Source organism: [Bacillus] selenitireducens MLS10 (assembly GCF_000093085.1).
GTDB lineage: Bacteria > Bacillota > Bacilli > Bacillales > Salisediminibacteriaceae > Salisediminibacterium > Salisediminibacterium selenitireducens.
In genome coordinates this window covers 222,560-242,287 of the sequence record NC_014219.1, presented here as the reverse complement: position 1 = coordinate 242,287, position 19,728 = coordinate 222,560, and the positions used below count along the sequence as shown (strand labels likewise).

Annotated in this window: 20 protein-coding genes; 10 read left to right on the top strand and 10 right to left on the bottom strand. The window is 41.5% G+C overall.

Going from position 1 to position 19,728, the window contains the following annotated elements; genetic code table 11:
- Window positions 1-282 precede the first annotated feature (282 nt).
- Window positions 283-1,038, bottom strand: coding sequence for a PadR family transcriptional regulator (locus BSEL_RS16865; protein ID WP_013171201.1), 756 nt, complete (start codon window positions 1,036-1,038; stop codon window positions 283-285).
- A gap of 350 nt (window positions 1,039-1,388) precedes the next feature.
- On the opposite strand from BSEL_RS16865, the gene BSEL_RS17330 reads away from it, so the two are divergent.
- The 7 genes from BSEL_RS17330 to BSEL_RS01205 all read left to right on the top strand — a co-directional run bounded on the left by BSEL_RS17330 (window position 1,389) and on the right by BSEL_RS01205 (window position 6,294).
- Window positions 1,389-1,571: a hypothetical protein gene (locus BSEL_RS17330; RefSeq protein WP_013171200.1), complete on the top strand. Its 183-nt coding sequence runs from the start codon at window positions 1,389-1,391 to the stop codon at window positions 1,569-1,571.
- A gap of 154 nt (window positions 1,572-1,725) precedes the next feature.
- The gene (locus BSEL_RS01225; protein WP_013171199.1) at window positions 1,726-2,403 is read left to right on the top strand and encodes an adenine nucleotide alpha hydrolase family protein; all 678 of its coding nucleotides are present in this window, start codon (window positions 1,726-1,728) and stop codon (window positions 2,401-2,403) included.
- Between the two features lie 369 nt (window positions 2,404-2,772).
- Window positions 2,773-3,171 (top strand): hypothetical protein, encoded by a 399-nt coding sequence (locus BSEL_RS01220; RefSeq protein WP_013171198.1) that lies wholly within the window; start codon window positions 2,773-2,775, stop codon window positions 3,169-3,171.
- Window positions 3,172-3,349: 178 nt separating this feature from the next.
- Window positions 3,350-3,571 carry a SpoIIAA family protein gene (locus BSEL_RS01215; protein ID WP_013171197.1) on the top strand — a complete coding sequence of 74 codons (222 nt, stop codon included), beginning with the start codon at window positions 3,350-3,352 and terminating at the stop codon, window positions 3,569-3,571.
- Window positions 3,572-3,858: 287 nt separating this feature from the next.
- A complete protein-coding gene (locus tag BSEL_RS01210; RefSeq protein WP_013171196.1) occupies window positions 3,859-5,319 on the top strand; it encodes an HD-GYP domain-containing protein in 1,461 nt (486 codons plus the stop codon).
- Window positions 5,320-5,749: 430 nt separating this feature from the next.
- Entirely contained in the window at window positions 5,750-5,938 is a 189-nt protein-coding gene (locus BSEL_RS17915) for a hypothetical protein (protein ID WP_232970481.1), read from the top strand.
- Window positions 5,935-6,294, top strand: a complete 360-nt coding sequence (locus tag BSEL_RS01205; RefSeq protein WP_232970480.1) for a GNAT family N-acetyltransferase — start codon at window positions 5,935-5,937, stop codon at window positions 6,292-6,294. Before BSEL_RS17915 ends, BSEL_RS01205 begins: the two co-directional genes overlap by 4 nt.
- A 58-nt stretch (window positions 6,295-6,352) precedes the next feature.
- On the opposite strand, the gene BSEL_RS01200 is transcribed toward BSEL_RS01205, so the two are convergent.
- The 3 genes from BSEL_RS01200 to BSEL_RS01190 form a co-directional block, all read right to left on the bottom strand.
- On the bottom strand, window positions 6,353-6,601 hold the full coding sequence (locus BSEL_RS01200; protein WP_013171195.1) for a hypothetical protein: 249 nt from the start codon (window positions 6,599-6,601) through the stop codon (window positions 6,353-6,355).
- A 205-nt stretch (window positions 6,602-6,806) separates the two neighbouring features.
- Window positions 6,807-7,643 carry a PIN domain-containing protein gene (locus tag BSEL_RS01195; protein WP_013171194.1) on the bottom strand — a complete coding sequence of 279 codons (837 nt, stop codon included), beginning with the start codon at window positions 7,641-7,643 and terminating at the stop codon, window positions 6,807-6,809.
- A 49-nt stretch (window positions 7,644-7,692) separates the two neighbouring features.
- The gene (locus BSEL_RS01190) at window positions 7,693-8,103 is read right to left on the bottom strand and encodes a hypothetical protein (protein ID WP_013171193.1); all 411 of its coding nucleotides are present in this window, start codon (window positions 8,101-8,103) and stop codon (window positions 7,693-7,695) included.
- Window positions 8,104-8,859: 756 nt separating this feature from the next.
- On the opposite strand from BSEL_RS01190, the gene BSEL_RS01185 reads away from it, so the two are divergent.
- The 3 genes from BSEL_RS01185 (at window position 8,860) to BSEL_RS01175 (ending at window position 11,383) form a co-directional block, all read left to right on the top strand.
- Window positions 8,860-9,210 (top strand): SpoIIAA family protein, encoded by a 351-nt coding sequence (locus tag BSEL_RS01185; protein ID WP_013171191.1) that lies wholly within the window; start codon window positions 8,860-8,862, stop codon window positions 9,208-9,210.
- Between the two features lie 132 nt (window positions 9,211-9,342).
- Window positions 9,343-9,900, top strand: coding sequence for an RNA polymerase sigma factor (locus BSEL_RS01180; protein ID WP_013171190.1), 558 nt, complete (start codon window positions 9,343-9,345; stop codon window positions 9,898-9,900).
- The gene (locus BSEL_RS01175) at window positions 9,893-11,383 is read left to right on the top strand and encodes a hypothetical protein (protein WP_013171189.1); all 1,491 of its coding nucleotides are present in this window, start codon (window positions 9,893-9,895) and stop codon (window positions 11,381-11,383) included. The genes BSEL_RS01180 and BSEL_RS01175 overlap by 8 nt, the downstream gene beginning before the upstream one ends.
- A gap of 224 nt (window positions 11,384-11,607) precedes the next feature.
- Here BSEL_RS01175 and BSEL_RS01170 read toward each other — a convergent pair whose 3' ends face one another.
- The 6 genes from BSEL_RS01170 to BSEL_RS01145 form a co-directional block, all read right to left on the bottom strand.
- Window positions 11,608-12,066 (bottom strand): hypothetical protein, encoded by a 459-nt coding sequence (locus tag BSEL_RS01170; RefSeq protein ID WP_013171188.1) that lies wholly within the window; start codon window positions 12,064-12,066, stop codon window positions 11,608-11,610.
- A gap of 22 nt (window positions 12,067-12,088) precedes the next feature.
- Window positions 12,089-13,393: a GTPase gene (locus BSEL_RS01165; protein WP_013171187.1), complete on the bottom strand. Its 1,305-nt coding sequence runs from the start codon at window positions 13,391-13,393 to the stop codon at window positions 12,089-12,091.
- 230 nt (window positions 13,394-13,623) lie between these two features.
- A complete protein-coding gene (locus BSEL_RS01160) occupies window positions 13,624-15,294 on the bottom strand; it encodes a LeoA/HP0731 family dynamin-like GTPase (protein WP_013171186.1) in 1,671 nt (556 codons plus the stop codon).
- Window positions 15,281-17,542 carry a GTPase gene (locus BSEL_RS01155; RefSeq protein WP_013171185.1) on the bottom strand — a complete coding sequence of 754 codons (2,262 nt, stop codon included), beginning with the start codon at window positions 17,540-17,542 and terminating at the stop codon, window positions 15,281-15,283. The genes BSEL_RS01160 and BSEL_RS01155 overlap by 14 nt, the downstream gene beginning before the upstream one ends.
- Before the next feature lie 105 nt (window positions 17,543-17,647).
- A complete protein-coding gene (locus BSEL_RS01150; protein WP_041581637.1) occupies window positions 17,648-17,830 on the bottom strand; it encodes a hypothetical protein in 183 nt (60 codons plus the stop codon).
- A 444-nt stretch (window positions 17,831-18,274) separates the two neighbouring features.
- On the bottom strand, window positions 18,275-19,576 hold the full coding sequence (locus BSEL_RS01145; RefSeq protein ID WP_041581636.1) for a coiled-coil domain-containing protein: 1,302 nt from the start codon (window positions 19,574-19,576) through the stop codon (window positions 18,275-18,277).
- Window positions 19,577-19,728: the final 152 nt, after the last annotated feature.

The window sequence follows — 19,728 nt, the reverse complement described above, 5'->3', positions numbered from 1 at the left end:
TGTGATCATCACGCATTGAATTGCCTGACAGTCTCTATACTACTGCCACATAGGACAACCATTGTCAGCGAACGTCAGTTCATGTAACGATTCTTTTGTATAAAGGACCAAGCTCCGGCAAAACAGCTCCCAAGGTTATGTGCCTTGGGAACTGTTTCCGTTCGTTTGTATTTCATACCTTGCCCTTTTCCCTCTCACTATGGTTCTGCTCGTGCATATGGCTCTTCACTTCTGAATGCCACCGACTTCTGTGACAGGAGATGCTGCTGGCTTCACCAGACTTTAAGATACATGATCAAACCGTTGAATCATAGTTCTTAAAAACTGGCGAAGTTCATGCAAGTGAAAACGGACTTGCTCCGTTAATTCGACGTACTGTCGTTTTCCGGCATCGGTCAAATGGTACGTTCTTTTTGATCTTGTTTCCTCGTTTGCCCACTGGCTTGTAACAAACCCTTCATGATCAAGATCACGCAGTACTTGATAAAAGTAACCATGGCTGTTTATCCAGGCGTACCGCTGGTCCATTTCACGATATAATTCGCCGCCATGAAGTCCTTCCTGTTCATGAAGACGATGGAGAATGTACCACTGAATAATGGCTTTCACATTCAGAATTTTACTTAAGTACTGCTTTTCTTTATCGGTTAATGACCAGTCCACATCATGAAAGGCTTTATTGGATACGTTATACATCATTTGACTGACTGCCTTATCAATGTGCAACAGAAGCGGCAAATACATGTCTTTAAATGAGGTTAACGTGTCTTCTCCCTCCCTTCGAATCGAAAAGATTTTCTTTTTCCCTTCCACCTTATGTGTAATCCACCCCAGGCGTTCCATTTCTTTCATACAGTTATACACATAAGCCTTGGAACGATTCGGACTGAGATTATCTTTTTTAAAGCTCTCTGAAACGAACCGGTGAATTTCTGCGGCATGTATCGAGGTTTCCTGCAGCTTCAGCAACACGGTAAAATAAAGCATGTCCCTTTGCGTAATATGTAATTTCTTTAACTGATTCGAGTTGTTTTGCATGATAGAACGATCCCTTCTGTGCGATGCCTCTTGTATGCAATTTTATCATAAATACGGATTGATCATGGCAAAGGAAGTGAGGTCATAACAATCTCTATGTACTTATAGCAAGTATTATGCTAAGTTATATATAAATACATAGATGCAGCATGATCGTGTGCAGGCGTTCTTCTGAAAGTCCTTGCATCGATTGCTCCTCCCATACACAATCACGAACCTGTTCATAACAAATGAACAGGTTCATGATTGTGCAGATGTTTATGACTATTTAAAGAAGGTGATTCGATTGGTTGTCGATGATTAGGTTGCATACGTACGTAAAGTATATACACCTAAGGAGGAGATTTTTGATGGCTACCACCACACGTGGCAGAGTATTATGGGACCAACCGAACCGCGGCAGAGGAACTTGCCCTGTATGTAACCGGACAGGCATCAAGCTGCTTTATGAACGAGTCGTTGATCATGATGTAACGAAACAGGTTTGTAAAAACTGCCGTTCAAAGAAGCAGTTGAAAAAGCAGGGTACGTGACCGATGCTTGATCAATGTTAATGACCAGCCGCTTTTCCAGGGAAAAGTGAACGATACGTTTCAGTAAAAGATCCTGTTTATCATCAGGGTCTTTTACTCGTTATTGCAATTGAAATGCCTGGCCTTAAATAATAAATGGAAAGGGAGAAAAAAGATGAAAACAGATCACACTCGTGATGAGCGCATTTTAGTCTGTGTGAATTATGGCCATACAGGGAGAAGACTGATACGAAGAGGCGGCCAACTTTCCAACAAATTAGGCGCAGAGTTGATCATTCTGATATTCGATTCTCTGCCGGATGATGAATTTGCCTATCATAAAGAAATCGATATCGCCGTTTTTAAAGAATTAGCAAAAGCCTATAACGCCAAAGTCATTATCAAAAAGGAAAAAGCAATCGATATCACGAACACCATTGTCACCACTGCAAAAAGTGAGCATATTTCGCAAATCATCATTGGTCAAATGGCGGAAAGCATATGGGCGACCGTGTTGGGTCGTTCCGTGATCGATGTCCTGTTAAAGCAAGTGCCGTCGGCAGACCTGCATGTCATTCCGATTGACCGGTCATCTGCGCAAGAAGAATGGGAGTATGATTTGGGCGTGCGGGCATATCTTGCAGAAAATGATGACGGATCCTATGACTTACTCTATGAAAACAATTCTCGTGTGAAATACGAAGGGATCTTTTTGAATTCCATTCATACTGAATTTGAAAATGGCATCTTTTCTTTTTTGTCTGAGGAGCATAAGACGATGGAAGTTCGCGTTGTAAATGGGAAAGTCCTTTCCTTTGTGGATATCGATGACGTTGAAGGAACGGATAGGTAATCATTCCAGGTGACCGGAAAGAAAACGTTCTCTCTTATTCTTTATTCTTCAAAGTCATACCCGGTTTACTGATTTCACAGCAATCTGATCCAATTCATATCGGACTTTGTCAGCATCCTTCCCTGCCCTTACTCCGTTGTTGCCAGCGCGATAACCGGAGTTAAGATTGACTTAGGTGACTGGCAAGTCCTTTTTTATTTCGGGGAGCGGACATTGCGAGGCCGTATACCCATCCAGTACAAAAACCTGTACGGCCGGCAGCGAACATCCAATCATAAGAAACGGCATCAGGAAGAGATCCCCCCATCGCTTTTTCCTTTCCGATATGATATTATAAAGGGAACATATATTCGATTTGAGGTGAGGCAGATGGGCATCTACTTAACAGAAGAGGAAGATCAGTGTGTACACCATGGCATCATTTTGGATTTGCTGAAAGCGTTAATCGAAAAAGACCAGAAATCATTTCAAGACCGCGTGTGGGCGGAAGAAATGGAGATGGTCTTTGTGGCGCTGAATGGCGTCGTCGCAAAGAAAATGCGTGAAAACAACGCACAGCTGAGATCACTGAAGGTCCGATACACATTCACCGGAAACGAATCGGAGCAATTCGCAAATTATATGGTCTATTACAGAGGCTACGAAGAGAAGAAGAATTATTTTATCCCTCACTTAAATGACCTGGTTAATCGGACCTACCGGAAATTGTTCACCCGGTACGTCATGCGGCCCGTTGAGGATCAGTGCCAGCGTCAACCGTCAAACTGACCCCATCCTCATCATCCGGTTCGTGTTGAAAATCAGGTCTTTAAACCTGCTTTTGAACGACTTGCTGAGATCGTCTTTCCATCCGAAGGTGATGTTTCAGCCCCTATGAAAACAAGCCCCTCTGGTGCACGTATACTGCGCCACGGGCTTTGTTTAACCCCTTCAGTCTCAGGTAAAGATGCTGCTGGTGATCGACAACATCCATGTGACGCTCAAAGGACTGATCGAAGACTTGAAGTTTGATATGAAGTACTGGAACGACTTTGATAAAATCGCCGTCGTGAGCGATAAGACATCTGTTGAAATCGTCATGCGACTGAGCAGTGTATTGCCAAAGCTCGATATGAAGCACTTCACTCTATCGAAAGTGACGGACGCGACAAGCTGGTTAAACGAGTAAATCACAAAACAGCAGCCCACTTGGAGGTGTTAAACCAAGTGGGCTTTTTCACTGGGAAAAATAGAAATTCGCGACACTTTTTACAGTTGGCATCGTCAAAGGAGGTAAAAGACATAGAAAGGCGGGGTGACGATGACAGATGAAGAGCTGATTCAGGAAATTCTCGGGAGGATCAGCTGATGAAACATGCGAGCGGAGACTTCTTAGTTCGAGTGTTGTTTTTACACCGACAGATCATCACTCCTATGTTATAATTCAAGCTATTATACATACGGAGGAGCTTATTGATGGATCTGTTGAATCAATTTCATGTGCGAATGCTAATTAATTATATGGTTGGTTCTTTAATTGCGGTTTTTGGCGTGGGAAGTGTTTTTATATTCCATACGTTAACCCTATCCTCCGAGGAGACCCTGATCCTGCTTGGGATTATGGTTTTATCAGGGCTGATCATGATCAGTCTTGAGCTGTTTGTCTATTCGAAGCACATCCGCCCGCTCGTGCATTTTTTCAAAAAAGGCATGAATCCGCAGGATGCATACATGACCGCGCACTCTTTTCCGTTCATGACAGTAAGACGGATTATGGGCCCGCACTTATTAGGATTGTCCATTCCGGCAACCGTCATGACGCTGTTTGCTCTTTCGTTGGGATTTTTGACACTCCCCCACCTCTATGTGCTTTATGCCTGGATCGGCGCGATTCTGATCGCCACGTTGCATGCCATGATCGAATTCTTCATGACTTCAAGAGCTGTGCAACCGTTGATTGCGTCGATCTGTGCACGGACCGATGAGAATTTGAAGCTCGACGGTGTGAAAGTCATCAGCATGAAGTGGAAGCTCTTACTCAGCATGCTTCTGATTGCTGTCTTCCCGGCTGCATTGTTCCTGCTCGCCGGACAGATCAGGGAATCCGCCGAAACAACGACGGCTTATTGGAACTGGGCCTTTCTCGTGATTGTCGTGATCTTATTCGTGAGTATTGCCGGAGCCGTTGTGCTCTACCGAAATATGGAGCAGCCGATTCTTGAACTGAGAAAGAACCTCGAACAGGTCCAGCATGGTGAATTCCATGAGATGCCTAATTATTATGCCGACGAGTTTTCCACCTTGATTAACGGCTTCAACAGCATGGTGTCAGGGATTAAAAGCAGGGATGCCGAGAATGAGCGGTTGCTTGAGAGCTTCTTCTCCGTATTCGCAGCTACCCTCGATGCCCGGGATTCTTACACAGCCGGCCACACGACGAGAGTCGCGGATTATTCGACACAGATTGCCAGACGTTCGGGCCTTTCCGGAGATGAATTGGATTTGCTCCGCAAGTCGGCTTTACTCCATGACATCGGAAAAATCGGTATTCCGGATTCCGTTCTGTTAAAAGACGGAAAACTGACCGATGAAGAGTTCGACAAAATTAAGGAGCATCCTGTGATTGGCGGGGATATTTTAGAGAAGGTGAATCTGCCCGAGCACCTCAGACCTCTGCTCGACGGCGTTCGCCATCATCATGAGCGCTTCGATGGGAAAGGCTATCCTGACGGTTTGAGCGGAGACCGCATTCCGCTGTATGGCCGAATTATCGCTGTTGCCGATGCTTTTGATGCAATGACATCCAACCGCCCCTACCGTAAAGCGATGAGTTATGAACAGGCCCGCAACATTCTGCAAAACGGCAGAGGATCCCAATGGGACCCTGCGTTCATTGATCACTTTATGGACTTTTATGAGGAAAGATTCAAGACTTAAAACGAGAGGCAAAGCCCCGCATCCATCTCCAAGCAATAAGAAATCGGTCATTCATGAGGACAAAGATCCCTGAACGACCGATTTTTTCATAAGGTCAATTTTAGACTGAGTGGGGGAGTTTTCAGTGACTACGGTGGTCCACTTTTAGATTACTATATACAACCGAGGGACAGGCACTTTTTTGTCCGGAAAAGCTCTTCACAGGATTCCGCTTCGGAACTTGAACGAAATTCCCTCCAAAAACCTCCAACTCCCCGCCCCTAAATCTGAAGAACCCCATCCTCATTCAGCGCCAACTCCGAGAATTCAGCCGAAATCGAGAAACATCAACCCCAATTTCGTGAAGCCCACCTACAAGGAACCCCAACATACAAACATCTCAATTGGCGTAGTATACTGTACTGAAATGCATACTTAATTGGAGGGAACTATGGAGATCAAAGTAATTGATGAAGCAAATAAAGAGGATATCCAGTTGCCGAATGAAGCATTCCCGTTATTCGGAAAGCTGGTTCCGACCCTGGTCAATGGTCAGTGGGGTTATTCAGAGGAATTGTTTGAAGATCATGACGTTACCAGCATGTCTTTCCGGATGAGCAGTACATTTTTTCTGAAATGAACGAGGAGCACCTATTCCTTGGGGCATATGAAGCCGGTGTGTGCATCGGGCTTGCCGTATTGAAACATTCCTGGTTTCAGTATATGTACGTAATGGATTTAAAGGTTTCCCGTGCTTACCGTAACCAGGGTGCGGCTCAGGCGCTGATCGAGAAAGCCCGGGGCATTGCCAGGGATCATCAATACAGGGGTCTCTATACAATTGGGCAGGATAACAATCTTGCTGCCTGCCGATTCTATTTGAAAAACGGATTTCTCATCGGCGGATTTGATAATCGCAGCTATGATGGCACTGCCCAGGAGGGGAAAGCAGACATTACGTTTTATCTCGATGATGCGTCCAATACCGACACATGATAAGCCTGGTCATTGCGGTTCGATCACCGCAATGACCAGACTCTTTTCGCGAAAGATCTTATTCTGTTTCAATTCCCCTGTCCTCAATCATCCAGTCATCATTGACATAGCGGTACGTGATCGTCAGTTCGCTGTCACCGTATAATTCGGAGGTGCTTTCCTGAACCACCCGGCGTTCGAACTTGTTGTTCACGTGCAGGGTGAACGGTTCATCAGTTATCAGCGGCCTCGGGCCATCTTTTGGAATGATGAACAAGCCTTGCAGCCGTTCGCCGAGATATTCATCTTCTGAGTAATAAGTGTCCAAATAGTTCTGGCCAAATCCTCGCTCATAACCTCTGTCATATGCCCGGCAAATTCATTTTTCGTGGGAAAGTCACTGATCTGATTGGTATCATCCTCCGTGTCCACGAACAGACAGTCAGGAAATTGACTAGTGGGCATGTCCCCCGGTACGGTGATGCTTTACTATACCGGGGGTCAGGCACCTTTTTTCAAGCGCTTTTATTCCATCAACTTATTTCTACCACTGGCAAACCGGCATCTCGAGCCATAATTCTGGCTCCTTTATCATTTGAAAAAAAGACGAATTTGCTTTCAAGTTCATTTTGCGCTAACAAATATGTTCCAATAATTCGTTCATCTGAAGAATGTCCTAATCCATACTTTCGAATCTCATCCGACTTAGCACCCTTCATTATTTTCAATAACCCTCTACGTTGATATTCTTCGATTACATCAAACGCTAATTGAGCTTTTTTTCTTGTTGTGTCATGATGGCTTTTCTTCAGTCCATCGAGCTCTTCAAATACGATTTTGCTCATATGTATTTCCTTTTTTTGTTGTTCCAGCAGATTCACTAACAGATCAGCTTCATGCATCAGGATATTTGTATCAACGGCCAGTTTGTATTCTGATTGATAATATGTAAGCAGTTGATTGATTTTTGCTTTAACATCTTCTTGTCTTTTCAGTTTTAAGAACCGCATTTTTCCATACTTTGCACTTCGGCCTGCATCGATTAAAGAAAGTGTATACCCCCCAAAAAAGGTATAAGCCAGTAAATTAGTTTCCGCAAATAATTCCTGGGAGAAAAAACCTACGATAAGTAATAATGGATAAATTGAAATAAACAAAATGGCTTTGGTTAATTGACCATTATAGGCTTGACCCAACCCCTTTCCTAGCAGCCCAAACAGCACTGCTTTTAATCCGTTTGGTTTCGGTTTGAAAATCTTCGAATGGATTTTCAACAAATAATAAACACCTGCTGCCTGCATTAATAATAAAACGAGAACATAAAAAACAATTTGTTCTTGTAAATCTTGAATTAAATACATAATTCCCATATCTGACTCTCCCTCCTCCATCTTGATAATTATTATGATATCGATTGTTTCAGTTATGATTATTATGATCGTGATGATCGCTAGGATTCGCTATCCCTATGCCATGATCGATTCCATGATAGCTTTCATCCACAATTATATCTTGACCCGGATTTACATACGGGTTATGTGAATCGTTCATTTCCTTTTGAAACTCTTGATCGTGATGAAATAACTGAGACGCATTATGAAACTCTGTAAATAAATCATGGTTAAAATCTGCCACATTTTTATCTTTAATCATAAAATAAGGAGCAGAACTGTTCTCATATATTTTGCTCATTACGACCGAATTGGTAGCACATTCCTGCAGATTATTCGCTTCGTTATTAAACAATTGCTCCCTTTGAAAGTAATTGTGAATCTTTTTATGATTATAATAATACACAACACCAATTACTAGAAAAAAAAGTAACTCCATTTTCAATCCTCCCTTTATATTTATAATCAATTCTATTCATTGTAGTTTGACAGTTTTACAATGTGCTAATTAAGAACTGACAGATATTTTGGTGAAGTTTTAAAGATCAGATTACTGCTAATCATAAAAATCACCTCTACAAAATTAATTAATCAATACAGTAAAATCATTTATTAAATTGCTTAAGTTTCCATATATTATAATCTTAACAGAATCAAGATTGATTTTCCGCATGTTTTCCAAAAAAGCTGGTTTTTTTGCCTATAACATCGTTTGTTATTATACTGGATGAAAATCGATTAATAGACGAGGAGGGATCTTTATGAATACTCACTTCCCCGGAAAAATACACAAAGCTGCAAAACATTCACCCCTGTATATTCTCGCCAACAATAAACTCGACAGCGTTGTTCTTGATTATTCACACTATCTTAAAATGTATTAGGAACTGGAAGCATACCGCGAATAATTTTCTATGGCTGAAATCTCCCTCCGTACTGAGCACGCTGAATCTCATCCTGAAGATTCTGTTACATTACGGGAGGCTGTTGGCCATTATCATTACGATGAAATCATGTCTATTGATCCAATCGAGATTCCGGATGATGAGTTCGTCGAATAATTCCGTCAGGGCAGGGATTAAGATCAAACCTATGGTTCATTCATGCTACGTGGGGTTTTTGCTACCTGTTTAACCCCTCCGGCTCATGGGAAAACGTTTAATGAGAGCTATGAATGAGGAGGTTGATCGAATTGATGAACATTGTTCCTCACTATGAAGATGCGATTCTTGAAGTGACCGTTGACGGAGAATTCACAGATGAGGAAATCACCCGATTGGAAGCGCACTTTAAGGAGATGAAGGCCGGTCATTCTCAGGTGAAGATGCTGCTGGTGATCGACAACATCCATGTGACGCTCAAAGGACTGATCGAAGACTTGAAGTTTGATATGAAGTACTGGAACGACTTTGACAAAATAGCCGTCGTGAGCGATAAGAAATCTGTTGAAATCGTCACGCGACTTAGCAGCGTATTGCCAAAGCTCGAAATGAAACACTTCACTCTATCGAAAGTGACGGACGCGACAAGCTGGTTAAAAGAGTAAATCACAAAACAGCAGCCCACTTGGCGGTGTTAAACCAAGTGGGCTTTTTCATTGGGAAAAATAGAAATTCGCGACACTTTTTACAGTTGGCATCGTCAAAGGAGGTAAAGGACATAGAAAGGCGGGGTGACGATGACAGATGAAGAGCTGATTCAGGAAATTCTCGACGGCAATGATGAAGCGATGAAGGAGCTGCATGGGCGTCATGTGCAGAGTGTGTTTCAGTATTTGTACATACAGATGAGTGATTACCATGACGCGCAGGAGCTGCTCCAGGATGTGATGTATAAAGCGGCTAGGAGACTTGCGACATTCAAAGGAGACTCGGCTTTTAAAACCTGGCTGTTTGCGATCGCAAAGCATGCCGTCATTGATTACTACCGGACGCGTGGTAAACGGCGACGAACTACAGCGGTTGATAACACGGTCATGGACGCAGTGGGCGATCTTAAGGAGTCGGCTGAACAAACCGTAATCAGACAGATGGAGACTGAATCGGTCATGCAGACGATCAGGCAACTGCCGCAAACGTACCGGGATGTCCTGCATTTACGATTTATTGAAGGGTTCTCAATTAAAGAAACAGCAAAAGTGATGGGAAAAACGTCAATGTCGGTGAAGGCATTGCAAAAGCGGGCGCGAGCGGAACTGGTCAACCGGATTGGAAATGAGGTGACGGCATATGAATAAGCGACATGACAAGCATGAACAGATGGACACAACGGATAAACAGCTGACGGATCTGATGAAGAATGCAAGCGTCGAGCTTCCGAAACAGACCGAAAAGGCAAGCCTGAATGCAATGGCAAAAGGGGTTTCTGAAGCAAGACAGGATGCAGTGAAGATGAACAAATGGCAAGAGCGACGTACCTTACTCATCGGATTTGGCGGAACAGTCAGTGCCGCTGCGCTGGCCGGGTTGATTTTGATTAATACGGATTTCGTTCAGGACGCTTTCCCTGGCTGGTTTGGTGACGACGCCGTCCCGGCAGACGAAAATAATGAAGAGAACGAAGAAGAACCTGATGAGCACGATGAACAGGAGGAAAATGACGACGAAGAATCTTCATTGGACTTTACGAAACCGGAGTTTGAAGTGCTGCCACCTGAAGAAGATGGAGAAGATGATCGAGAAGTGACATTTACGTATCACGGCGATAGCTGGAATGAAACGTTTGAAGCTTTTTCATCAGATCATCTCCCGATACACGGTTTCAGGCCTGAAGGATGGGCACTGAACGAGGAAACCATTGAGGATGAATTCGTAATCGACAGGTTGACGATTGGGGATTACATTCAGCTTGATTATTATGAACTGGGCGCAACTGCAGAGGATATGGAGCGGTCTGTTCAGGCGTATATCGACGAGCATGGATTTGAAGACGATGAAATTGAGACATTACCGGAAGATGAGATCCCTGAACTTGGTCAAGGTCTTCCTTTTTCGTTTTTTAAAAAAGGCTACCGGATGTTAGCTGAAGGTGACACGTATACAGAGATTTATTATGGCGAACTCAACGGGCGCTATGTAAGGATTCTTCATGAATCCCCTGATCAAGAACCGGAATTATGGGCGCATGGCGATGTGTTTTTCCATCTGATTGCTCCTGTTCTACCGGCAACGGTTGCCTCTGAAAACGATACAATTGATGAAGAAACCGGCAGAGCCCAAGAAAAAACGATTCGTTTCCAACTAGATGACGGTATTGGAGAGAGAGACTTTAAACTGTTCAATGATGACGAACTGGGCTTCAACAGCTATATTCCAGAGGATTTTGCAGTGCAGGAGGAGCGCGATGGTCGGGTGAAGCAGTATATCCTCGACGAGCAAGAGGATCCTTGGGGTCAGGTCAGCATCGGGATTTTCGATGAAGATGTGACTCAGGATGAAGCCTGGACATATATTCTCGACCACTTTGCCTACGGAGAAAACATCCGGGATCAGGGAGAGCAAAGCAGAACGCCTGACTGGGCGATTGATACGTTTGATAATCACCCCGGTGGCGGAGCTGACATAGTTGGTTCTGCGAAGCTCAGTGAACGAAACGGCCGGTATTTTTATATTGAAGATCACTCCGAGAGTTTTGAAATAGCTGCATTCGATAACAGCATTACAGTCAGGATAATCGAGCATTACTGGCAGTGGGATGATGGCAGTTCGTTAAAGGAATAATGCATATTTCCTGTTATGGACTTTCATGAGGAAAGATTTGAGACTCAGCGCGAAAGGCAAAGCTCTATATCCATTTCCGGGCAATAAGAAATCGGTCATTCATGAGGTCTGAGACCCCTGAATGACCGATTTTTCATTCAATATGTGCATTCAACACACTTAAAACTGTGATTTCTAATCAGAATTTACACCTAACTAGATCATTGATTGATTTTGAAATACTCTCAAACACCAAATCCAATCACATATTTATCTTCTGCGATGGTTGATTCTTTTATTTTTCCAAACGGGGACTTCTCCACATTAGCAATTTTATTCAGTTCCAATGTGAAACGGCTGTTATCATAGTGAACATAAGGAGATACGTCTGTGAACACTTGACTTTTTAACCATTCATTGTTGAAAGGCTTCATGGTAATCAATTTGAATGAAATCTCCCGGTCGTTGAAACCATCGGGTACGACCGTTAATGAAAAATTATGATTTATTTTATACTTCATCGTTTTACCTGTTACCACAATCGTACCGGAAACTACGTCAATACTCTCGATGACGATATTTTTATCCGCTGGCACTGTATTTATCGCAAGTCTCATAAGTTTATCTCCATCAAGTTTTAATCTGTAAGTAGATGCTTTTACTTGATCCCACTTGCCCTTAGCCGAATTGAAAAAGTCTTTCATTTATATTTCACCTCATAATTAATTATTGAGATTGTAACGCTTCCCCTTCTTCATGAGCCTTTTTCATAATCTCAGGCAGATCCTCTTCATTCACCTGTTCAATAAAATAAGCTTGAGCTGCTTTCCCTATTGCAAATGTACCTGCAAATGCAACTGAACTGCTTACTGCACTTCCCGCTCCAGGTGCAACAAGATTTAGTGCTTTACTGCCCTGTTGAGCAAGTACTCTTAAGCCAAAACCGGCAGCCCCCACCCTTCCCAAGCTAACAAGAAATTCCTTTGCAGATTCCTTATCTACATTAGAACCGCTCAGGTAACCAATCATGATCACTAAGATCAATTGCATAGGCACCAAAATAGCTATATCACTGAATGGTATTGGAGTTAGTGCAACTGTGGCACTAGCCAATCCGAATCCTTTAATCATTGAATTTGATATTTTTCTGACGGCCAGCTCAAGCCTTGTATTCATTAATAAATGAATTGCCGCCCGGAAATCCATATTTTTTTGCAAAAAATCAATTAGTTCCTCGATATTGTATCTGCCATCAAATTCAATGATCAGTTGTTTTTGTTCTTCGGGACTCAATAAATGCGGGTCTTCACGATCCCACTCAATATATGCAGAGACAGGAATCACAATGGAATTCTTGACATTCATATCGCTCAGTAACTTTTCCATGTCACTTTTTTTACTTTCAATATTTCTTAACTTCGATCTGTTGTATTGATCCGGCTCTTTTATTCTGGAGGGCTCAACATTGTCCACATGAGTCAACACAGTAACCAACGGTATTTCCATTCCGATGTCATCATATATCTCTTTGATATAATTTACATCCTCATCCATTCTTGCCCGCTGTGTCGCATCGGATAGAAACAGAATCGCATCAGGATCAAAATCTTCCACTGCATGTTTCAGGTCTTCTTCTGCTGACGTAGCGTTATCCGTTTTTGATTCGCCTATTCCCCTTGTATCAATAACTTCGAATACTACTTCTCCGTTTGATTCATAGTTGTACCTTTCTAACTTTTGAGTGCCTATTTCAATAGGACTTGTTTTTGCATGATACTTCCCAAATAACGCATTGATCAGACTGCTCTTTCCAACCCCTGTTCTTCCAATTAGAAGTATCCGTGGTGGTCGTCTTTCTTTCAGACCTGTGATCACTTCATTAATTTCATCATTACTGAAAATCATCTTCTTCACAGTGTCTCTTGCCCCATCAGGCATTTCCAATGGAAGTGTATTGATTATTTCATCCAGATTATCATAAAGATTGATGACTCTCTCCAGCCTGTTTTCAAAATCTTTTTTCTTTCCCATTCCAATCTCCCCTTATCATCATAAATTTGGGGAAGTCCCGGACCTGACCCCTGGTGCGGTGATGCTCCGCTGAGTCGGGGGTCTGACACCTGGATTTCCATAGGGAGTGATTTCATGAATGGTCAACAGTTCATCGATTACTTGCTTCGAAATGACAGTCAAACTTTAAAAATGCCATACATACATGTGAGCTGGCACCTACTCGTTAAAATTCACCTCACATAAAGTCTTTATGGAAGTAATTTATATTCAGCTTCTATGATTTCTCCTTGATGTTGCCATTTTTCAAATTCTTTTTGGATCGTTTCTCTATTACTTACTTCTGTTTTTATTTGTTCAATATCATTAAGCAACTGGATGTACTGTGGGAAAAATGTATGTTCAAACTCGTCATTATTAACAAAAGCAAGGTATTCTTTACGCTGATCACTTAAGTGTTGAACAGTTTTTTCGATGAGTTTTTGGAATTCTTGTTCTTTCTTCCTTTTACTCCAACTTTCCCAAACCTCTAATCCTAGGCCTAAAACTGCACCAAATACTGCAGCACCTTTATTCAAATTTTTAGCTAACTTAAATGCTCCCCAAGGTTTGAATTTAATGGATGGGGCTAACAAATCCCTTGTAGCAAGTACAGCCTCTTTATTCAATTGAAATCCGCCTTTTTTCAGGAATTCCCCACCCAGTTTCATACCATCTAATGCCATGTCTCCAACAATATTATTGTAATGACCAACGCTGGATTTTAAACTCTTCTCTGCTTGCGAGATTTCATGTGTAATTTTCCCTAATTGACGATCAAATTCATTTTGAATATCCGTCTCTAATACGATTCCTTCATCCCCTATATTCCGTTCAAAAAAATCATCAATCGTATTTAAATCAGTTCCTTTCACTTGGAGAATCAAGTCCTTAAAATGTGATGAAATATTTGTTCTCAGATCAATACGGGCATCACTGATCTTTTTTTCTGACTTGTTCAGTTCTTTTTGTATGTCTATAAATGTATTTCTTAACTTTTCAACTTCTTTTGACGCTTGGACAACCCTCTCCATGGCAGTTGGCATTTCACGTTTGATGACATCTCTAAGAATACTCATCTGCGTTTCAACGACAAATGAATGTTCTCCACCAACCGACTTTATCTTTTCTGTTGTCGCCTCTTGTAACTGACTTATGCGTGATATCTTTTTGTATTCATTAAGATTTGATAACCAATGGTCAATCCCCTCTCCAAAAGGATTAGCAGAAACAGCCACAACTGATATCTCTTCGTTCTTTTGAATGATTCCAAAATCATTCAATCGCGATAGGATATTTTCACGTTTAGTATAGAATCTTTCATTAAAATCATCTTCATCTTCCAAATCTGCTTCTTCATCAAATCGACTGATCACAAAAACAGTTCGAGGAAGAAGATTCAGGTCTTTAAATAGCCAAGTCAAATCTTCTTTATGGCTTTCCTTGATCGGATTGTTTGGATTCATTACATATATGATTAAATTTGCTTCACTTACATATTTCTTTGTAAGATCATTAAATCTCTGTCGATCTTCAGTCTCTTTGAAACCAAATAAACCAGGTGTGTCGATCAGTTCAAAATCATCTAATTTGTATATATTCACATTATCCGTTGACTCTGATTGACTGATTATCATTGAAGAAGTATCGTATTTTTCAGACCATGCTGCGGCAATCGATGTCTTCCCTTCCGAGAATCCCCCTATCAATGCAACTTTCAATATATCAGTTTCTACTGTATTGATCGCGGATTGTATTTTATTGATAACACTTTGATCAAGGGTAATCCCAAACCTCTCTCCATCCTCCAAAAAGCCCATAAGTCTCTTCAGCACTTCAATTGTTTTGGATTGTCGTTGCTTGAAATAATCAATTGTTTCCATTGATTAACTCCTCTCTGTATTCTATATCTCTGGCCATTACTCTCAGTTCACTTTCAACGTCTTCAAAAACCTGTCTCATCACTTCCACTTGACTTACGGATGTTTCAATATCTTTTACGATACGGTTTACTGCGTTATTTACTGGAGTTACTGTTTTATCCACTTCTTCCTCCAAAGAAGCCCGCAGTTTATTAGCAATCTCTTGAATATTCTCATCTGTGCTTTTCTTTTGCTGTGATTTTCGGTAATCACTATTCAATACTTTATAAATAGTTTTACTTGCAAAAACTATCAGCGTAATAACAGAGATTGCAAGCAAAGCCCATCCAAAAGGATTCGTCAAATTCATCACATTGAAAATAACCCCATATATTAAACCTCCCGCAGAAGCTGCGACTTCAGCTGGATTCACACTTTTTTTCATTTTTATTTCAGGGTCAAACTCGAAAGTAAACTCAACCGAATTTGAGTAAGATTCCAGTAACTCTTCGACATATTGCTGGTTTTTTTCAATGACCGCAGACATGTGACCCTCAAAATCTTCTACATTTTTATGAATCCGTTTCTCAAAGTCTTTTATTAATCGCTCTACTTCCTCTTCCGTTCTTTGTTTTAAACGATTTGAAAATTGGTCATTGTTTATATCTTGATCGATATCTGAATACATTTTCTTTCTTAATGACTGTTTAAATTTATTTATTGCACCGTTCATGGAATTGATTACATTCCGGTAAAATAACTCCTCCACTTCTTCTAGTTGATCGGATGATCCTTTCAAAGTACTTTTCAATTTGTGTTCTAAACGATTAAAGCTATCTGATAGTTCCCCGAGGTTATTTATTGTATCATTCAATGAGAATGATACTTTATTAACATTTGCCTTCTCTATTTTAAAATTTATATTTTCAACCAGGTTTGTTGTCATCCAATCAGAAAAGGTTTTAACTCCACTGTAGGTCATTATAACTTTTGGAGAATCAAATGTATCAAGAAACTTGTACTTGGATTTCTCCAATCTTCCGCCCCAATAGTTCCCGATTGAAACTAAAGCAGGGTAGCCGCTTAGTGACAGATGGTGGTTATATTGTTTTCCCAGTGTCTCTGCCATCACCCGGTCTACGACGTTTAAGCTTTCAGATTCGCTATCCGTAATTAAGGTCTTAGATAGCTGCCGAGGATTGTTTACTCTTTTGTTGTAAATAAAGTATACTTCTGAGTGCTTTTCTAGATGGTTCTTTATTTTCGCTATTGTTCCCGTCCTCTCATCGTTTCCTTTTTGTGGAGGATTAGCCTTGCCACTGATATAAAATACAGCATGTGCTTTCTCAATAGCTCCATCAATTTCAGCTTGAACACTTTTCTCATTTCCCTCTATGCCTGGCAGATCTGAGATAACGAATGTCTGATTGTTAAACGCAAACCTGTATTCAGTTACATTTCGTGTGAAGTCAGAACGCCCATCACCAACAATTTTAGCATCACTGTTATTCGTTAATATCTGTTCTAACTCAGCTATCGTGTTTTGTAGAAGAGCGGCCTCTTTCATTCTGCTTTTTTTGTCAGAGTCATATTTTTCATCTGTTTCATCCAAGTCATCTTGCCTTTTGATAATCTCTTCTTCAAGACTTTTCATTTTTTCACCGACGTCGTTTATTTCAAGAACGATGTTATCTATTTCAGTTTGTTCGTCTAATTTATTGAACATACTCCGTATGAAATCAAATGATCGAAACACAATCTTATGCAAGATATCATAATGTAATTCATTCAATCTGCTTTCCAATATCTCTAAGCTGCTTTCCAAATCCGTTTTTCTTAATAGTAAACCATTCAGGATATCTTGCTTAATCATCAATTCATTTTCATAAGAGTTTTCTAATGATTTGATTATAGTGTTTAGGTCATTTATTTTAAATTGCACTTGTTTATAATCATGCAATGCCTTGTCGAATGTCATTCGCTCTTGCAATTTTGTTTTCTCTTTTAGGAGAATACGAAGAGTCTCAATTAACGTTGATTTCCCTGCATTCGTTTCTCCATAAAAGGCAATGGTAAACACATTCCACTCCGAATTCTTTTCCAAGGACTGGAGATTATCCACGAGTGTTTGATACAGTGCAGATAACTTATTTCTAGCCTGATTTTGATATTCTATTATCTCGGAATCAGTACCTTCGCTTTCCAGAGTTGAAATCACTTTTTCGACTTTCCGAATCACTTCTTGGTAAATCTCTCTTGAATGATTCATTCGATTCCTCATATAAACGACCTGTTTTGTTTAACCATACGTATTCTTGACATATAAATGCCTCACAATCCTTATTATTCTTCCCGGACCTCCCTCCGGAGATCATCAGTCCCACATCATGATTCCCGTTTCTTCGAGTTCCTTTTCTTTGCAATTCGGACAAGGAAGATCGAGTAATGCATCTTCTTCCACAGGCACCAGGCGGCGGCTTCTACATCTGCTGAAACGAAACGACGTCTCATACGTCTGGTCGTCATCGTAGCGGATATACATATATGGTTTTGACATGATCTCGTCGCAAGCTTCACAGGCATAGATCCAGTTTTCAAAATCGTAGTCATGTACTTTGACTTTTACCAGTTGTTAAATTTTCTTTCTGGTGGAAGGAGCACAACTTTCCAGACACCTTTCAAACATCGAATCCCTCATCCCAACACCTGATCGGATCATTGTTCTATTCCCACATCGATTACAACCCAGTTCGATTCTTGCACCCAAAACCATTTCCTCCGTTCAAAGATCCGTTATCAGTTTTCTAAATCACCGGTTAGCACAAAAATGTTAAAACCCTAATCACCAATCTGCAAACATATAACATACTGAAAATTGAACTCAACCACAACATTTTTCCATATTTATATAATACCAAATATTCCAACTCATTTCCTTCCCTCCCACAAAATAAAACGCTTAAATTTCTGATAATTCACAATTTATCCATGGTTTATTCAATCAAAACGACAATCCCTCAAATTCATTCAAGTAGTAAAAGTCGAGCATATCCTCGATCTTCTGTTGGTCCTCTTTTGTCAGTGTATAATCACGAAAACCATTGCCCTGAAAGCGGACCTGCACTTCTTCACTTGAACGGATGACTTCAAGATCGTCCATGATCGAAGGCACAGTCAGCTCACTCAGAATATACCACTCGAACACGCCCCCTCCGACATCTGAACCACGATCGAAGTAAGGGAGATCCCACCTGAAACGCCTGCCGTCCGCATTAAAGATCAGCGTATCGAAGAACACCCAGTCATCCTGGCCGAAGCCGGCGACAATTGTGAAATAGGCTATGCTTCCCGATTCAACGATCCGTGGATAGAAGCTCGTCTGATTTTTGACAATATCAACGTACTGCGTCGAATGACCTTCAGGCACATAAATCGTATCCCCCGTCACGTCATCATAATATTCCGTAATCGCTGACTGAAGACGTGCCTTCGTTTCTTCGTCCTGCGCTTGAATTACCGCTTCCGTCTCATTGATCATTTCATCAAGCTCATTCTCCATCATGCCATACGCAGAAAGCTCCTCGAGTTTTTCGAGAGCGTCCCTATAGCTTTCATCAGCCAACAGATCCTCTACTTTTGACAGGCCCTTAATCACTTCGGTCTCATAAATCTGATCATGAAGCTCATCCCATTCCGCATGATCTTCAAACCATTCACTCACTTCATCCAATCTACGGAGCGCAGCTTGCATCATGCCGTTATCCACATCAGTTGCAACATCTCCCTTGACCTCATCCCAGAGATTTGGTTGAATCTCCTCGTACAGCACCTGTGCCTGTGCAAATTCATCTTCTGCCTTGTCATCGATTTTCTGAAACTCTTCCAGAGCAGCCTGCAACCAGTTCTTCTCCATCAACGTTTCACCCTTGTGAAGGTGATGTCTTGCCTCTTTCATTACATTGATCTCACTTGCGTAAGATTCCGCCTCCTCTCCCGGATCATCGAGTACCGATAATACAGGATCCACACGTTCATTAACCTCCGCTTCATCAATCTCCTCCGCCTTATACTGATCGTGGAGATCACTGAGCCTCTCGCCCAAATATGCCTGAATCGCTGCTTCAAATTGCTCAAGATCTTCCTCCGTCAGTTCCTCATCCTGCAAAAACGCACCTGCAAGATAAGCCGCATCCCCATATTCTCCGGATTCAACCGCATCCTTCACCTGTTCGACACGCTGATCAAGCTGATTGCATCCAGCCACCAGGATCATTCCAGCAATCACTGCCACCATTCGCTTCATCCCTCACCACTCCCATCGTAAAATCAGAATCCTTTAGCAGTCGTCCATTCATCACCATTCTACCTTCACCAGTGACAGCCACTGTCACCGAACAAAAGTTCATCCTAAAAAATAAACCCGACCGCCATTTGTATCTGGCGATCGGGTTAATG

Coding starts and splice junctions, on each gene's coding strand:
- BSEL_RS16865 (WP_013171201.1), bottom strand. CDS start 1,038: ATGCAAAACAACTCGAATCAGTTAAAGAAATTACATATTACGCAAAGG.
- BSEL_RS01185 (WP_013171191.1), top strand. CDS start 8,860: ATGAACATTGTTCCTCACTATGAAGATGCGATTCTTGAAGTGACCGTT.
- BSEL_RS17915 (WP_232970481.1), top strand. CDS start 5,750: ATGGAGATCAAAGTAATTGATGAAGCAAATAAAGAGGATATCCAGTTG.
- BSEL_RS01225 (WP_013171199.1), top strand. CDS start 1,726: ATGAAAACAGATCACACTCGTGATGAGCGCATTTTAGTCTGTGTGAAT.
- BSEL_RS17330 (WP_013171200.1), top strand. CDS start 1,389: ATGGCTACCACCACACGTGGCAGAGTATTATGGGACCAACCGAACCGC.
- BSEL_RS01190 (WP_013171193.1), bottom strand. CDS start 8,103: ATGGAGTTACTTTTTTTTCTAGTAATTGGTGTTGTGTATTATTATAAT.
- BSEL_RS01160 (WP_013171186.1), bottom strand. CDS start 15,294: ATGGAAACAATTGATTATTTCAAGCAACGACAATCCAAAACAATTGAA.
- BSEL_RS01205 (WP_232970480.1), top strand. CDS start 5,935: ATGAACGAGGAGCACCTATTCCTTGGGGCATATGAAGCCGGTGTGTGC.
- BSEL_RS01145 (WP_041581636.1), bottom strand. CDS start 19,576: ATGAAGCGAATGGTGGCAGTGATTGCTGGAATGATCCTGGTGGCTGGA.
- BSEL_RS01215 (WP_013171197.1), top strand. CDS start 3,350: ATGCTGCTGGTGATCGACAACATCCATGTGACGCTCAAAGGACTGATC.
- BSEL_RS01220 (WP_013171198.1), top strand. CDS start 2,773: ATGGGCATCTACTTAACAGAAGAGGAAGATCAGTGTGTACACCATGGC.
- BSEL_RS01165 (WP_013171187.1), bottom strand. CDS start 13,393: ATGGGAAAGAAAAAAGATTTTGAAAACAGGCTGGAGAGAGTCATCAAT.
- BSEL_RS01210 (WP_013171196.1), top strand. CDS start 3,859: ATGGATCTGTTGAATCAATTTCATGTGCGAATGCTAATTAATTATATG.
- BSEL_RS01150 (WP_041581637.1), bottom strand. CDS start 17,830: ATGTCAAAACCATATATGTATATCCGCTACGATGACGACCAGACGTAT.
- BSEL_RS01195 (WP_013171194.1), bottom strand. CDS start 7,643: ATGGGAATTATGTATTTAATTCAAGATTTACAAGAACAAATTGTTTTT.
- BSEL_RS01155 (WP_013171185.1), bottom strand. CDS start 17,542: ATGAATCATTCAAGAGAGATTTACCAAGAAGTGATTCGGAAAGTCGAA.
- BSEL_RS01175 (WP_013171189.1), top strand. CDS start 9,893: ATGAATAAGCGACATGACAAGCATGAACAGATGGACACAACGGATAAA.
- BSEL_RS01170 (WP_013171188.1), bottom strand. CDS start 12,066: ATGAAAGACTTTTTCAATTCGGCTAAGGGCAAGTGGGATCAAGTAAAA.
- BSEL_RS01180 (WP_013171190.1), top strand. CDS start 9,343: ATGACAGATGAAGAGCTGATTCAGGAAATTCTCGACGGCAATGATGAA.